Annotated in this window: 13 protein-coding genes; 7 read left to right on the plus strand and 6 right to left on the minus strand. The window is 66.8% G+C overall.

Features of this window, described 5'->3' with window-relative positions; translation table 11 throughout:
- Nucleotides 1-12: 12 nt before the first annotated feature.
- The 3 genes from ACJ8AN_RS14545 to ACJ8AN_RS14555 all read right to left on the minus strand — a co-directional run bounded on the left by ACJ8AN_RS14545 (nt 13) and on the right by ACJ8AN_RS14555 (nt 5402).
- The gene (locus tag ACJ8AN_RS14545; RefSeq protein WP_407755938.1) at nt 13-2250 is read right to left on the minus strand and encodes an ATP-binding protein; all 2238 of its coding nucleotides are present in this window, start codon (nt 2248-2250) and stop codon (nt 13-15) included.
- Nucleotides 2231-2848: a biliverdin-producing heme oxygenase gene (locus ACJ8AN_RS14550; protein WP_407755939.1), complete on the minus strand. Its 618-nt coding sequence runs from the start codon at nt 2846-2848 to the stop codon at nt 2231-2233. Before ACJ8AN_RS14550 ends, ACJ8AN_RS14545 begins: the two co-directional genes overlap by 20 nt.
- Nucleotides 2849-2987: 139 nt before the next feature.
- Nucleotides 2988-5402 (minus strand): S8 family serine peptidase, encoded by a 2415-nt coding sequence (locus ACJ8AN_RS14555; RefSeq protein ID WP_407755940.1) that lies wholly within the window; start codon nt 5400-5402, stop codon nt 2988-2990.
- 184 nt (nt 5403-5586) lie between these two features.
- On the opposite strand from ACJ8AN_RS14555, the gene ACJ8AN_RS14560 reads away from it, so the two are divergent.
- The 7 genes from ACJ8AN_RS14560 to ACJ8AN_RS14590 all read left to right on the plus strand — a co-directional run bounded on the left by ACJ8AN_RS14560 (nt 5587) and on the right by ACJ8AN_RS14590 (nt 12402).
- Nucleotides 5587-6705, plus strand: a complete 1119-nt coding sequence (locus tag ACJ8AN_RS14560) for an ABC transporter ATP-binding protein (protein WP_407755941.1) — start codon at nt 5587-5589, stop codon at nt 6703-6705.
- The gene (locus ACJ8AN_RS14565; protein ID WP_407755942.1) at nt 6692-7780 is read left to right on the plus strand and encodes an ABC transporter ATP-binding protein; all 1089 of its coding nucleotides are present in this window, start codon (nt 6692-6694) and stop codon (nt 7778-7780) included. Before ACJ8AN_RS14560 ends, ACJ8AN_RS14565 begins: the two co-directional genes overlap by 14 nt.
- Nucleotides 7777-8643 carry a carbohydrate ABC transporter permease gene (locus ACJ8AN_RS14570; RefSeq protein ID WP_407755943.1) on the plus strand — a complete coding sequence of 289 codons (867 nt, stop codon included), beginning with the start codon at nt 7777-7779 and terminating at the stop codon, nt 8641-8643. Before ACJ8AN_RS14565 ends, ACJ8AN_RS14570 begins: the two co-directional genes overlap by 4 nt.
- Entirely contained in the window at nt 8640-9431 is a 792-nt protein-coding gene (locus tag ACJ8AN_RS14575) for a carbohydrate ABC transporter permease (RefSeq protein WP_407755944.1), read from the plus strand. Before ACJ8AN_RS14570 ends, ACJ8AN_RS14575 begins: the two co-directional genes overlap by 4 nt.
- Nucleotides 9432-9437: 6 nt before the next feature.
- Nucleotides 9438-9716 (plus strand): DUF2160 domain-containing protein, encoded by a 279-nt coding sequence (locus ACJ8AN_RS14580; RefSeq protein WP_407755945.1) that lies wholly within the window; start codon nt 9438-9440, stop codon nt 9714-9716.
- A gap of 34 nt (nt 9717-9750) precedes the next feature.
- Nucleotides 9751-11511, plus strand: coding sequence for an ABC transporter substrate-binding protein (locus ACJ8AN_RS14585; RefSeq protein ID WP_407755946.1), 1761 nt, complete (start codon nt 9751-9753; stop codon nt 11509-11511).
- Between the two features lie 123 nt (nt 11512-11634).
- Nucleotides 11635-12402 carry an HNH endonuclease gene (locus ACJ8AN_RS14590; protein WP_407755947.1) on the plus strand — a complete coding sequence of 256 codons (768 nt, stop codon included), beginning with the start codon at nt 11635-11637 and terminating at the stop codon, nt 12400-12402.
- A gap of 25 nt (nt 12403-12427) precedes the next feature.
- Here the strand turns inward: ACJ8AN_RS14590 and ACJ8AN_RS14595 are convergent, their stop codons facing one another.
- From ACJ8AN_RS14595 to ACJ8AN_RS14605, 3 genes are read right to left on the minus strand one after another with little or no spacing between them, the layout of a single operon-like run.
- Nucleotides 12428-12799, minus strand: a complete 372-nt coding sequence (locus tag ACJ8AN_RS14595; RefSeq protein ID WP_407755948.1) for a hypothetical protein — start codon at nt 12797-12799, stop codon at nt 12428-12430.
- Nucleotides 12800-12838: 39 nt separating this feature from the next.
- The gene (locus ACJ8AN_RS14600) at nt 12839-13198 is read right to left on the minus strand and encodes a hypothetical protein (RefSeq protein ID WP_407755949.1); all 360 of its coding nucleotides are present in this window, start codon (nt 13196-13198) and stop codon (nt 12839-12841) included.
- A gap of 14 nt (nt 13199-13212) precedes the next feature.
- Nucleotides 13213-14304: a restriction endonuclease fold toxin-2 domain-containing protein gene (locus ACJ8AN_RS14605; protein WP_407755950.1), complete on the minus strand. Its 1092-nt coding sequence runs from the start codon at nt 14302-14304 to the stop codon at nt 13213-13215.
- Nucleotides 14305-14339: the final 35 nt, after the last annotated feature.

Here is a 14339-nt window from a genome sequence, read left to right on the forward strand (position 1 = left end):
GCCGCGCATCCTTCATCCCCGAGACCTCTCGCCCAGGGTGAAGAAGAAGGTGGAACCCTGGCCCGGCTCGGACTCCACCCACAGCTCGCCCCCGTGCAGCCGGACGAGCCTCCGGGCGATGGCCAGCCCGGCCCCACTGCCACCCCCATAGGCATGGGCGGGGTGCAGCCGGCGGAACATCTCGAAGATGTCCTCGTGGAATCGCTCGGGGATGCCGATGCCGTTGTCTCGCACGTAGAAGACGTATTCATCCGGCCGACGCCGCGCCGGAGCACCGAGCGGCTCGCCAGGAGCGTGGAAGCCCACCTCCACCCAACGCGGCTCGCCCGCCTGGTGGTACTTGGCGGCGTTGGTGAAGAGGTTGGCCCAGACCTGCTGGAGGCGGACGAGATCGCACTCCACCCGCGGCAGACGCCGGGGAATGCGCACCTCCACATGGTTCTCCCGCAGACGGGCGGACACGGTGAGCAGCACCTCGTCCACCAGCTCCTGCATGTCCACCGGGCCCCAGGCCAACTCCACACGCCCCACCCGGCTGTACTCGAAGAGGGCGTCCATCTGCGCCTGGGTACGCCCGGCCAGCCACCGCACCTCGTCGAGCTGCTTGCGCCCGTCGTCGCCGAGCGCGTCGCCATGGTCCTCGAGGAGGAAGCCCACGTACTGCTGGATGCCGCGCAGCGGCTCCTTGAGGTCGTGCGACACGGTGGCGCTGAAGGCATCCAGCTCCGCGTTGGAGCGCGCGAGCGCGGCGGCATGGCGCAGCAGCACGCCCACCAGCGCCCCCCGGAAGCTCACCGCGGTGGCCAGGTCCTCCGCGCTCCAGGGCAGGCCCGCCCCGCGCACCGTCTCCTGCCAGGCGTCGAAGGACGCGCGCGGGTGGAGGCGGGCGGCGCCGGGCCCGGGTACCACCGGCTTCCGAGGGTTGCCGGCCCAGGTGACGGTGCGCGCCACCTCCGGGCGGAACCAGAGGACGAAGCGGGGCGCCGTCGCGTCCAGGCGCACCGCGAGCAGGCCGCTGGCCACGTCCGTGTAGTCGGCGGCCGGTGGGTGGACTTGCGCGAGCCGCGCCGTGTGGAAGGTGCCGTCGAAGCTCTGTCCGGCGAGCCAGTCGGCCAGCTCCCCCACCTCCCCGGCGGTGGGCGTGGCGCCCACGAGGATGGGAGACTCGCCGAGCAGCAGGGCCGCCCCGCCCGCGCCGGTGAGGCCGAGCAGCAGGTCCGCCTGACGCGCGAGGGCCGCGGACAGCGTCCCCGCCTCCGCGGAGAGCCGCTCCACCAGCAGCGACTGGGACCGGGCACGGCGGGCGAGCTCGGCGGACACGCTGGCGCGCTCCTCGGAGGCGAGCTGCAGCGACACCAGCCGGGCCAGCACATCACACGCGCGGCGCGTGGCGGCCGGCACCCGCAGGGGCGTGCGGTGGTGGCACGCCACGAGGCCCCACAGCCGCCCCTCGCGCAGCAGCGAGATGGACATGGAGGCGCCCACGCCCATGTTGGCGAGGTACTCCAGGTGCACCGGGGACACGCTGCGCAGGGCCGCCTCCGACAAATCCAACGGGCGCCCGAGCGAGGGCAGCATGGAGGGCACCAGCGGCACCGGCGCGGCGCGCGCATCGGCGATGAGGCGCAGGGTGTTGCGCGTGTAGAGGGCGCGCGCCTGGGCGGGGATGTCGCTGGCGGGGAAGTGCATGCCCAGGAAGCTGTCCATGGTCTCGTCGCGGCTCTCCGCCAGCACCTCGCCGTGCCAGTCCGCGTCGAAGCGGTACACCATCACCCGGTCGAAGCCGGTAAGGGCGCGCACCGCCTCCGCCGCCACCTGGAGCAGCCCCTGCGGGCCCTGGGCGCGCGCCAGCGGCGAGAGGAGCTGGTCCACCAGCCCCAGCGCCTCCTCCTCGCCGGGAGCCTCCACGGTGGGCTCCAGCTCCAGCACGGCCAGGCCGTCGCGGCGGTGCAGCAGACCGATGAAGAAGCGGCCCGCGGCCTCGATGCGCAGGGTGCCGGTGACGGGCGGGGCCAGGGCCCGCTCGACCATGATGAGCGAGGAAGGGTGGAGCACCTCCGCCAGCGGCCGGCCAAGCAGCGCCTCCGCCGGGCGACCCAGCAGCGTCCCGGTGTTGGCGCTCACCACCCGCAGGGTGAGGTCCGGCTCCGAGAAGGCCAGCAACACCCCGAACGGTTGAATGCCTCCCAGCAGGTGGATGGGCTCGCGCTCGCACTGCGACAGGTCCGCATCAGAGACGGGAGGACGCATCACCATGGACCTCACGCAGCCAGACCTCGAAGGCATCGAAGGTGTCTTGGGCGCCCCTCACCACCCGGGGAGCGAGCGCCGGGTCGGGGCATACGCGGAGCAGGGCCTCGCCAAAGGCCTTCCACATGGGCCCCACCGCCTCACCATAGGCCCGGAAGAAGGCGAAGCCCCCCGCGGACACGCCCTCGAAGTGGCGCGTGAGCTGGCGATGGATGAGCTGGCCACCCAGCGTCGAACCCTCGAGCACATACAGCGCCCCGAGCGCCTCGGGCACTCCCGGCAGGGAGGGCGGAGGGGCGAGCCGGGGCAGCCGCGCCAGCGAGGCTTCATCATGGCCGAGCTCGCGCAGGTCCTCCTCCAGCAGGGACAGCTTCCAGCGCTCCTCGAGACGCAGCTCGGTGGCGAGCCCCTCCAGCCTCTCGGCGAGGAGCGCTTCGAGCGGGGCATGGAGGCCGTGGAGCGCCTCCAGGTGGCGCCGGTATCCAGACAGGGTGAGGTCGGGCGAGAGCAGACGCACCACGCGCTCGGCGCGCTCGTGATGGGGGCGGGTTTCCGCCTTCAACGTCTGCAGGAGGGTACGAGGCTCGGGGGAGAACAAGACCCTCGGAGGATGTACACGCGGGACGAGCGGGGGAACGTTCGTGACGTCCGAGTGTCAACCTTCCGCCAGCCCGGTGGGGAGGGGGGCATGGAGCACGCCCCTCCCCGCCCGGGTCCTCTTGGACTGAAGGACTACGTCACGGCTGGGGGAAGCAGGCGCCACCGCCGGTGCCGTCGTCGGTGCAGACGTACTGCGAGCGGCAGGAGCCCTGCGTCCCCACGCCGGTGCACGTGGCGAAGCAGTACGCGCTGCCGTCCGTGAGGGCGTAGCAGTCCGAGCCCACCGGGCAGCTCGTCACGCTGCATTCCTGGGTGCAGTAGCCCCCGGGATAATTGGTCGCGCAAACGCCGCCGGAGCCGCACTGGCTGCCGCTGGTGCAGGGCTGGCCGATGACGGACGCCGAGGGGGGCGCCTCCTCGGACTGATAGGGAACGAGGGTGAAGCTGACGTTGCTCACCGTCTGGTTCGCCGTCAGGGGAATGGGCTCGATGGAGGTGGTGTCGCGCCAGAAGCCCACGCGCTCCCCGTCCTCGAAGAGCTCGCTGTCTCCGTCCTCGTCGATGGTGGCCAGCGCGAAGTAGGTGTGCGGCTCGAGCGACAGGCTGTAGGCATAACCCTTCGAGGACGACGCCAGCGCGACGGCGTCATCATCCACCTGCCACTCGCCCTGGGAGTCCTGGTAGGCGAAGGCGATGATGGCGTCCTTGTCCTGGGTGGAGCCCACCTGGAACTTCACCAGCACGTCGGCGCTCCCCGCGCTGCTGGCGAGGGAGACCTGGGCCGAGTAGCTGCCGTTGGCCAGCCCCGCGGTGTTGACGGCCACCGAGAGCGACTTCGAGCCATAGGGCCCCAGGTCCAGCGTGCTGCCGCTGGGGAAGGACAGCGCCGAGGCCTTCGTGCCCGAGGCCGTCGCGGTCACACGCAGCGTGCCACCGCCCACGTTGCGCACCGTGAGCTGCTGGGTGCCACTGCCGGAGAAGGACAGCTGAGTGGAGCCCACGCCGAGCTTCGCCGGAATGGACGGAGCGCTTCCATCGTAGAGCCGCCTGGCCTCCAGCACGGCGGCCTGGGCATTGACGAGACCCGCGCCGCAGCCCTCCGTGCACTGGCTGGAGGTGTCCGCGGTGGCCTTGAGGAGCTGCTCCGCTTGCGACGCGGTGAGGTTGGGGTTCACCGCCTTCATCAGCGACACGATGCCGGCCACGTGCGGCGAGGCCATGCTGGTGCCCTGGTAGTAGGCCCAGATGGGCTGCTTGTTCTCGTCCACGATGGTGGAGAGCACGCCGTCCGGCTTGCCGTCGCCGTTGAGGTCCTCGGCCGTCTCGCCGCCGGTGGCCATCACGTCCACGGCGCCGCCGTAGTTGGAGTAGCTGGCGCGCTTGCCGTTGAAGCGCGTGGCGCCCACGCAGATGACGTTCTGCTGGTTGCAGGGCGAGAACAGGCTGCCCTGAATGTTCGAGTTGCCCGCGGCCACCACGATGACGACGCCCTGGGCCGTCACGGTGTCGATGACCTCCTGGAGCGCCTGGCTGGGGCTGGCCTGGCCGCCGAGGCTCATGTTGATGACCTTGGCGGGGTTCTGGTTGTCGGGCAGGCCGGCCACGTGGATGCCCGCGGCCCACTGGATGCCCGCGGCGATGTCGGAGAACGAGCCGCCGTTGCGGCCCAGCACGCGCACCGGGACGAGGCCACCGCTCCAGGTGACACCGGCCACGCCCTGGCCCTCGTTGGACACGGCGCCGATGGTGCCGGCCACGTGCGAGCCATGGTACGAGGAGCCGCCGTTGGGCTCGTCACCGCCCATGTCCGCGGGGTCGGAGTCACGCCCGTTGCCGTCCCCGGCCGAGCTGGCATCCGAAATCATGTCCACACCCGCGAGCACGCGGCTGTCGAGGTCCGGGTGCTTGACGATGCCCGTGTCCACCACGGCGGTGGTGACGCCGATCCCGTTGTTGATGTCCCAGGCGGCGGGCAGGTTCATCATCGGGTAGTGCCACTGGCGCGAGTACCCGGGGTCATTGGGCGTCTTGAAGGCGTGGAAGCGCAGGTTCTTCTCCGCGTAGCGCACGCCGCTCATCTTCCCCACCAGCCGGGCCAGGTCAACCGTCTCGCCCGCCGACATGGCGCGCAGCTCGACGGGCTCGTAGCCGATGAGGTGCAGATGCTCGGTGATGTAGCCCTTGTGCACCGCGCGGTAGCCGGGAAGGCTCACGCGGGCCAGCGCGGCGGCCTCGGGGAGGTGGGACTCCTCGAAGCGCACGACGACGTCACCGGGGACGGCCTCGGCCTCGGCCGAGCCGGTGGTGGCGAGCTCCGCGCGCTTCGCGGCCAGCTGCTTCGCGGCGACGGCCTTGGAAATGGACTGTGAGAGCCGCTGCCGGAAGGCCGGGTCGCGCAGCAGCGCGGGCCGGGAGGCTTCAGCGGAAGCGGAGCGGAAGGGCGTCAGGGTCCCCTTCACCGTCCCCTTGGGAACAGGATCGGGGGTCGGCTCATCTGTCGAAGGACAGGCGGTGAGGCCCAACAACCCCAGCAGAGCAAAACGACGGATCATGAAAGATTCCTCGGACACGAAAGCGGTCCACCCGCGACGCTAGAGCCCCGTGGGCCGGGGCGTCCAGACCACCCCCCTGTAGCACGAGCCTCCCCGCTCGCCTTTCCTGGACCCGGCCCGAGCCTTCTCCCTACGATGCGCGCGGCGGTCACTCACGGCGTAGCACAGCGAGGGGATACACCGGGTGAGGCACGGCATCGAGCTGGACAGGGTGACTCGCGTCGTCGATGGCGAGACACACCTCGCGGACATCCATCTGAGGCTCGAACCTGGCACCTTCAACGTCCTGCTCGGCCGCACGCGTGCCGGAAAGACGTCCCTGCTGCGCCTGATGGCCGGGCTGGACAAGCCCACCTCGGGGACGCTGCGAGCGGACGGCACCGACGTGACGCACGTGGACGTGCGCCGCCGCGACGTGGCCATGGTGTACCAGCAGTTCGTCAACTACCCCTCGCTCACCGTCTACGAGAACATCGCCTCACCGCTGCGGCTGGCTGGCAAGCTGAGCAAGCAGGATATCGACCGGCGCGTGCGCGACACGGCCGCCGCGCTCCGCCTGGAGCCCTATCTGAATCGGCTCCCCGCGGAGCTGAGCGGCGGACAACAGCAGCGCACCGCCATGGCGCGCGCGCTGGCCAAGGACGCCTCGCTGCTGCTGCTGGACGAGCCCCTGGCCAACCTCGACTACAAGCTGCGCGAGGAGCTGCGCACCGAAATCCGCCAGCTCTTCCACAACCGCCCCGCCGTCGTGGTGTACGCCACCACCGAGCCCACCGAGGCGCTGCTGCTCGGCGGGCGCACCGCGGTGCTCCACGAGGGACGGCTGCTGCAGGTGGGGCCCACCTTGAATGTCTACCAGGCGCCCGCCACCGAGCGCGTGGGCCAGGTCTTCAGTGATCCGCAGATGAACCTGTGGGACGTCGAGGTCTCCGCGGACGCGGGCGCCCGCCTCTCGCCCGAGGTGGCCTTCCCGCTGAGCGGACACCTGCGAGGGCTCGCGCCCGGCCGCTACCGGCTGGGGGTCCGCGCCCACCACGTGCGGCTCGAGCGCGCCTCTCCTGACGACGTCCGCATCCCCGCGAACGTGGAGGTGGAAGAGGTGAGCGGCTCGGAGACGCTCGTGCACGCGGCGCACGGAGGGCTCGAGCTCACGGCGCAGATGGAGGGCGTGCACCGGCATCCGTACCGCGCACCGGTGGAGCTGTTCGTGCCGCCCTCGCGGATGTTCGTGTTCGGACCCGAGGGCCGGCTGGTGGCCGCGCCCCCCTTCACCCCCGAGGAGCCCGCACATGGCCAGGATTGAGCTCCGCGGCATCGCCCACGCCTATGGGCCCGCGCCCGAGTCCGAGCAGGACTACGCGCTGCGCCCCCTGGAGCTCGTCTGGGAGGCCGGTGGCGCGTACGCGCTGCTGGGGCCCTCGGGCTGCGGGAAGACGACGCTGCTCAACATCATCTCCGGCCTGCTGCGGCCCACGCGGGGGCAGGTGCTCTTCGACGGTGTGGACGTCACCGAGGCTCCGCCACAGCGGCGCAACATCGCCCAGGTGTTCCAGTTCCCGGTCATCTACGACACGATGAGCGTCGCCGAGAACCTGGCCTTTCCGCTGCGCAACCGGGGCGTGGGGCGCGAGGAGACGCGGGCACGGGTGGAGGAGGTGGCGGAGCTGCTGGAGCTCACGCCGGACCTGCGGATGCGCGCGAGCGGCCTCTCGGCGGACCTGCGGCAGCGCATCTCCCTGGGACGCGGACTGGTGCGCCGGGACGTGGCGGCCATCCTGCTGGACGAGCCACTGACGGTCATCGACCCGCACGTGAAGTGGCTGCTGCGCCGCAAGCTGAAGCAGGTGCACGAGCAGTTGAAGGTGACACTGGTGTACGTGACGCACGACCAGGTGGAGGCGCTGACGCTCGCGGACCGGGTGGTGGTGATGAACCAGGGGCGGGTGGTGCAGATGGGCACGCCCCAGGAGCTCTTCGAGCGCCCAGCGGACACGTTCGTCGGCTACTTCATCGGCAGCCCGGGGATGAACCTGCTGCCGTGCACGGTGGAAGACAGCACGGTGGTGGTGGAGGGACAGCGGCTGCCGCTGGACGCGGGAGTGAGCGCGCGGGCGAGGAGCGCCGGGGGCGAGCTGTTGCTCGGCATCCGTCCCGAGTTCCTCCGGCGCGTCCCCGAGGGCACCCCGTCCTCGGTGCGAGTCGAGGTGACACAGGTGGAGGACCTGGGCCGGCACAAGCTGGCCACGGCGCGGCTGGGGGAAAAAACCCTCAAGGTACGGCTGCCCGAGGACGAGCGGCTCGCGCCTGGAGAGGCGTGCTGGCTGGAGCTGCCGCCGCGCTGGACGACGCTGTACGCCGGAGGCCGAGCCATCCCATGAACAAGCCCACCTACCAACGCGCCTGGCTGCTGGTGCTGCCGGTGCTGGTCGCCGTGGCCTTCAGCGCCGTCATCCCGTTGATGACGGTGGTGAACTACTCGGTGCAGGACATCCTCGGGCCGGAGCAGCGCGTCTTCGTGGGGACCGAGTGGTTCCGCAAGGTGCTGCGAGACCCCGAGCTGCACGGAGCGCTGCGCAGACAGCTCGGCTTCTCGCTGGCGGTGCTGACGCTGGAGATTCCGCTCGGCGTGGCGCTGGCGCTCGTGCTGCCGAGACAGGGACGCGCCGCATCCGTGAGCCTCGTGCTGATGGGCCTGCCGCTGCTCATCCCCTTCAACGTGGTGGGCACCATCTGGCAGATCTTCGCCCGCGGAGACATCGGCCTGTTCGGCGTGGCCGTCAACGGGCTCGGGTTCAATTACAACTACACGGCCAACGCGCTGGATGCCTGGCTCACGGTGCTGTTGATGGACGTCTGGCATTGGACGCCCCTGGTGGCGCTGCTGTGCTACGCGGGCCTGCGCGCCATCCCCGAGGCCTACTACCAGGCGGCCCGCATCGATGGCGCCTCGGCCTGGGCCACGTTCCGTTACATCCAACTGCCCCGGCTGCGCGGCGTGCTCACCATCGCGGTGCTGCTGCGCTTCATGGACAGCTTCATGATCTACACCGAGCCCTTCGTCCTCACCGGAGGCGGGCCCGGCAACGCCACCACGTTCCTGAGCCAATACCTGACGCGGCTCGCGGTGGGGCAGTTCGACCTGGGCCCGGCGGCGGCCTTCTCGCTCGTCTACTTCCTGGTCATCCTGCTGTTCAGCTACGTCTTCTACACCGCCATGACGAGCACGAAGGAGGCGAAATGAAACGCCTCGCCGTCCCCCTCTACCTGCTGCTGAGCTTCATCCCCATCTACTGGCTGGTGGGCATGTCGCTGAAGACGAACGAGGAGCTCCTCGGCGGCTTCACGCTCTGGCCGCGCAATCCCACGCTGGCCAACTACATCACCATCTTCACGGACCCGTCCTGGCGCGACGGCTACATCAACTCGCTCACCTACGTGGGCATCAACACGGTGCTCTCCGTGCTGCTGGCGCTGCCCGCGGCGTATGCCTTCTCGCGCTACCGCTTCCTCGGGGACTCGCACCTCTTCTTCTGGCTGCTGAGCAACCGCATGTCGCCCCCGGCGGTGTTCCTCCTGCCCTTCTTCCAGCTCTACTCGAGCATCGGCCTGTTCGACACCCCCTGGGCCGTGGCCTTCGCGCACATGCTCTTCACCGTGCCCCTGTCGGTGTGGATTCTCGAGGGCTTCATGTCCGGCGTGCCGCGCGAAATCGACGAGACGGCGTACATCGACGGCTACAGCTTCCCCCGCTTCTTCCTGCGCATCTTCCTGCCCCTCATCCGCTCGGGCGTGGGCGTGACGGCGTTCTTCTGCTTCATGTTCTCCTGGGTGGAGCTGCTGCTCGCGCGCACGCTCACGTCGGTGGACGCCAAGCCCATTGTGGCCACCATGACGCGCACGGTGAGCGCCGCCGGCATGGACTGGGGCCTGCTCGCCGCCGCCGGAGTGCTGACGCTCGTGCCGGGCGCGGTCGTCATCTACTTCGTCCGCAACTACATCGCCAAGGGCTTCGCCCTGGGAAGGGTGTGAGCCACCATGGACATGGAATGGATGGCGTGGACGGCGCCGACGGCCAGCTTCTTCGGCGTCATCGCGCTGCTGCTCGCGGTCTACACCGTCTGGGGAATCCGCTCCCCTTCCCTGCCCCGCCGGGGCCTGCTGCCCATGGCCACCACTCGCGGAGACCGGCTCTTCGTCGGGCTCATGGGCAGCGCCTTCATCCACCTGGCGTGGGTGGGGCTCACGGATGCTTCTGTCTGGTTCGCCGTAGGTCTGTCGTTGTTGTTCATGGTCTTCATTGCACGCTGGGGGTAACCCGTTGAAGAACACACTGAGCTGGACGCTGGCATTGGCCTTGGCAGTCCCTGTCGTCGGGTGCAAGAAGGAGTCGAAACCGGCGGAGGGCACGCAGCAGCCCACCGCCACCGCGCAGCAGCCGCAGCAGGTGGACACCGCCGCCCTGGAGAAGGCCGCCGAGAAGTGGGTGGACCAGGAGTTCCAGCCGAGCACCCTCTCCCGTGAGCAGCAGCTCGCGGAGATGAAGTGGTTCCGCGAGGCCGCCGCGCCCTACCGCGGACAGACGATCAACGTGGTCTCGGAGACGATCGACACGCACGTCTACGAGTCCAAGACGATGACCAAGGCCTTCGAGGAGATTACCGGCATCAAGGTCAAGCACGACCTCATCCAGGAAGGCGACGTCATCGAGAAGTTGCAGACCCAGATGCAGTCGGGCCGCAACATCTATGACATGTATGTCAATGACAGCGACCTGATTGGAACGCACATCCGCTACGGGCAGGTGATTCCGCTGTCGGACTTCATGGCGGGCGAGGGCAAGGACGTGACGCTGCCCACGCTCGACGTGGACGACTTCATGGGCAAGAGCTTCGTCACCGGCCCGGACGGGAAGATGTACCAACTGCCGGACCAGCAGTTCGCCAACCTGTACTGGTTCCGCCAGGACTGGTTCAACCGGCCGGACCTGAAGGAGCGCTTCAAGAAGAAGTACGGCTACGAGCTGGGCGTGCCGGTGAACTGGTCGGCCTACGAGGACATCGCGGACTTCTTCACCAACGACGTGAAGGAGATCGATGGCGTCAAGGTGTACGGCCACATGGACTACGGGAAGAAGGACCCGTCGCTGGGCTGGCGCTTCACGGACGCGTGGCTGTCCATGGCGGGCGTGGGCGACAAGGGCCTGCCCAACGGCAAGCCGGTGGACGAGTGGGGCATCCGCGTCGAGGGCTGCAACCCGGCGGGCGCCTCGGTGACGCGCGGCGGAGAGACGAACGGCCCGGCCGCGGTGTACGCGCTGACGAAGTACATCGAATGGCTGAAGAAGTACGCGCCGCCCCAGGCCGCGGGCATGACGTTCTCCGAGGCGGGCCCGGTGCCGGCCCAGGGCAACATCGCGCAGCAGATCTTCTGGTACTCGGCCTTCACCGCGCCGCTGACGAAGCCGGGCCTGTCGGTGGTGAACGCGGACGGCTCGCCGAAGTGGCGCATGGCGCCCTCGCCGCACGGCCCGTACTGGCAGGAGGGCACGAAGCTGGGCTACCAGGACACGGGCTCGTGGACGATGCTCAAGAGCACGCCGCTGGAGCGCCGCAAGGCCGCGTGGCTGTACGCGCAGTTCGTCGTGGCCAAGAGCACCTCGTTCAAGAAGTTCCTGGTGGGACTGACGCCGATTCGTGACTCGGACATGCGCTCGGAGCACGCGACGAAGGTGGCGCCGAAGCTGGGAGGCCTGGTGGAGTTCTACCGGAGCCCGGCGCGCGTGGCGTGGACGCCCACGGGGACGAACGTGCCGGACTACCCGAAGCTGGCGCAGCTGTGGTGGCAGAACATCAGCCTGGCGGTGGAGGGCGAGAAGACGCCGCAGCAGGCGATGGACTCGCTGGCCGAGCAGATGGATGACGTGATGGGACGGCTGGAGCGCGCGGGAATGCAGAACTGCCCGCCGAAGCTCAACCCGGTGAAGGACGCGAAGTTCTGGCTGGACGCGCCGGGAGCTCCGCATCCGAAGCTCGCCAACGAGAAGCCCAAGGGAGAAACGGTGCCCTATGAGCAGTTGCTGCAGGCCTGGAAGGAAGGGCGCGTGAAGTAGCTGCACTCGCAGTGTACGGGGAGGCGTGCGGATGACGCTTAATTCACAGGCAGTTTATTGCACTCATCCTTCGCCTCCTCGTCTTCCAGCAACTCCTCCACCCTCCACCCAGGTGCGTTTCAAGTGACACAGAAACTCAAGGCCTCCTACGCAATCACTCATGAGCCCGACCTGAAGGGCACTAGCTATCTATGGTCTGCCTGGAAGCGAAAGCACTGGCCAATCGAAGTCATACAGAATCAAGAAGGACTTCGCCTCTACGGCTTCAACAAAAAGACCAGAAAATGCTTCACCGTACTGCAATTAATTCGAGGCGACGCATTCTCCTACAAAAGCAAGACTGAGTTCTCAAAAAAAGTCAGAGCCCTGATTCAACAGGAAACATCTGGCAACAAACCATGGCTCGCCAACATCCCAGATCAAGGATTTGGCCTTGCAATCACCTATAAACCCATCGATTCAGCCGACCTTCTACTCAAGGGGAAATTCCCACGCCTTGGCTGGAAGAAACTAACCCAAGATGACTTTGTCGACGTTCCATCTGGAGACTTCGCTGATATGTACGAGGAAGGCCAAAAAGTCTGGCGCAAACACCTCAAAGCCGAGCGCAGCTCAAATCTCCGCGGAAAAGCAAAGGCGTATTGGGAAGTCAAGCTAAATGGGAAACTGCGTTGTTGTGTTTGCAGGTTTGATTTCTCGCAAATCTACCCTGGTCGCGGTGAGAATTTCATCGAGTTGCATCATGAGGTTCCAGTTTCAGCAGGGCCCACCAAGAACCGGGTGCAGGATCTGGTGCCTCTGTGCTCCAACTGCCATCGAATGATTCATCGAGACCCCAACAACATGCTCACCACAGAGGAATTGCGGTTGCTGTGGAAGTCCTCCACCTAGTCATAAGAAATTTGGCTCATTATCTTCAGTACTCGGGGGCGCTCATTGCCTGAACAATTTCGACTGGAGTCATACCGGGCTCCAGTACGAAGTTGATGCTCATCGTCTCGTCGCAGAAAATCACCATTTCAGAGAGTGGGATGAGCAAACGACACCACTGGGTGAACGTCGCGGAATCCTGGAGACGCGCGTGGAAGATGACCGCATTGCACTCCCAGTTGAGAGAACCGTAGAGCGTTGATTCTTCCATCGCGAACTCGAATTCCAAAAGATCACTGTATTTTGTCGTTGGCCGCACTTCTTTCATCCGGGCTGCTGGCCACCGCATGAGCAACTGTCGGGAGAATTCACGAGCATTGAAAACCCAATCCGTCTTCAGGATGATGAAGTAACTCATCAGACACCTCTACGAGACAGTCCGTCAATTCTTCACGCCTCATGAGCGGGCTGCTTGGACTATTTCTTCTGGAGTCATACTCGGCTCCAGCACGAAGTTGATGCTCATTGATTCGTCACAGAAGATGACCTTCTCGCTTGATGGGATGAGCGAGCGGCACCACTGCGCGAATCTGGAGCAATCCTGGAAACCACCAATGAAGATGACGGCATTGCCCTTTCTGTTGAGCGAGCCGTAGATTTTTGAACTCTCCATCGGCACAACGAACTCCAGGATTTCGCTATCGCCGGGATCTTGAATCTCCTTGAGCCGGACCAGCGGCCACCGCTTACGCAGTTGCGTCGAGAACTCCTCGGCAGCAAAGGACCACCCCGTCTTGACGATGATGAAGTAGTTCATCCCGCATCTCCTGCTCACTGCTTGACCACGACTCTACCGGGAATACCAAGTTCACTCAGCAGCGATTGGAAGTAAGGAAGGGCGCGTGCGTCATTGACAATCACTTCGAGTCCTACGGCAGGAGTGGCAGGGTCCAAGATGACCGCAGCATAACGTTCGAACTCTTTTACCATCTTCGTTCGGATGATCTGCCTGATGTCCCCGTCACATGCGGACCCTTCGATGAAGGGGCTCGTCGCGGGCTTTTCGATGTACTTGGCCTCGAGCAGGTGTGCATCGCTGGCACGGACTCCATCCGCCCAGATCTCCTTTCCTCCTCCCTCGACCAGGACCTCCTCCATTCCCGCGTGCTTTTTCTGGAAGTCAGAAGCTCCCTCCGGGTCTTCGAAAGCCGGCCTCCGCTCGGCTTGCCGGCTCCACTTCTCGAAGGCAGCAGGGTCTGGCTTCTTGGGCGGGCGTCCCTCGCGCTCAGGCGGCTTGCGCCCGCTGCCCGAACCTCCCACCATCAACACCACCGGAGCACTGGCCGAGGAAGGTGCTCGTTCCATTGCCGCCACGAGGACGCGGCCTCCTCCGGGCAATGCGAACTCTCCGAGCGGCGACGGTGGCCCACGAGGCATATCGGCCATGGCTTTCTTCGTCAGGATGAAGGCCACGACGTTGATGCCCACCAATGACAGGGCTCGCGCCAGGTATGTGGCCGCTTCGTCTAGCTCTGCCGTGCTCCGGGCTGTCCTGGCCCGGTTCACGTAGGTCCACAGGTAGTGGGTGAGATCCGCTGCCTGACTGGCCAGCAGTGCCACCCCCAGCACGAGCAGAGCACCGTCCACGACCTGGCCCACGATCGGGACGCCCTGAGACCCGAGCCATGCGGTCGTCATCGTCCCCATCAGAGTAAGGTTCTCGGGCGTCAGCAGCGCCTTGACGTCATCCGTCATCGTCGCCGGAAGCGTCGCGAGCGCTCGCGAGAACGAGCGGCACAGCTTCTCCTCGTGCGCCATCCGAGCCACCAGCTCGGAGGTCGTCCTGCAGAGAGCATCCTCGATGGAGTTGGCTGAAGCGGAGAACGCGAACAGCAGGCACAGACAAAGGGCCAGGCCCCTCATGTGGACTTCCTTCGGGCAGAGACAACTGGCCCATC

It is taken from the genome of Archangium sp. (assembly GCF_045802675.1).
Taxonomy (GTDB): Bacteria; Myxococcota; Myxococcia; order Myxococcales; family Myxococcaceae; genus Archangium.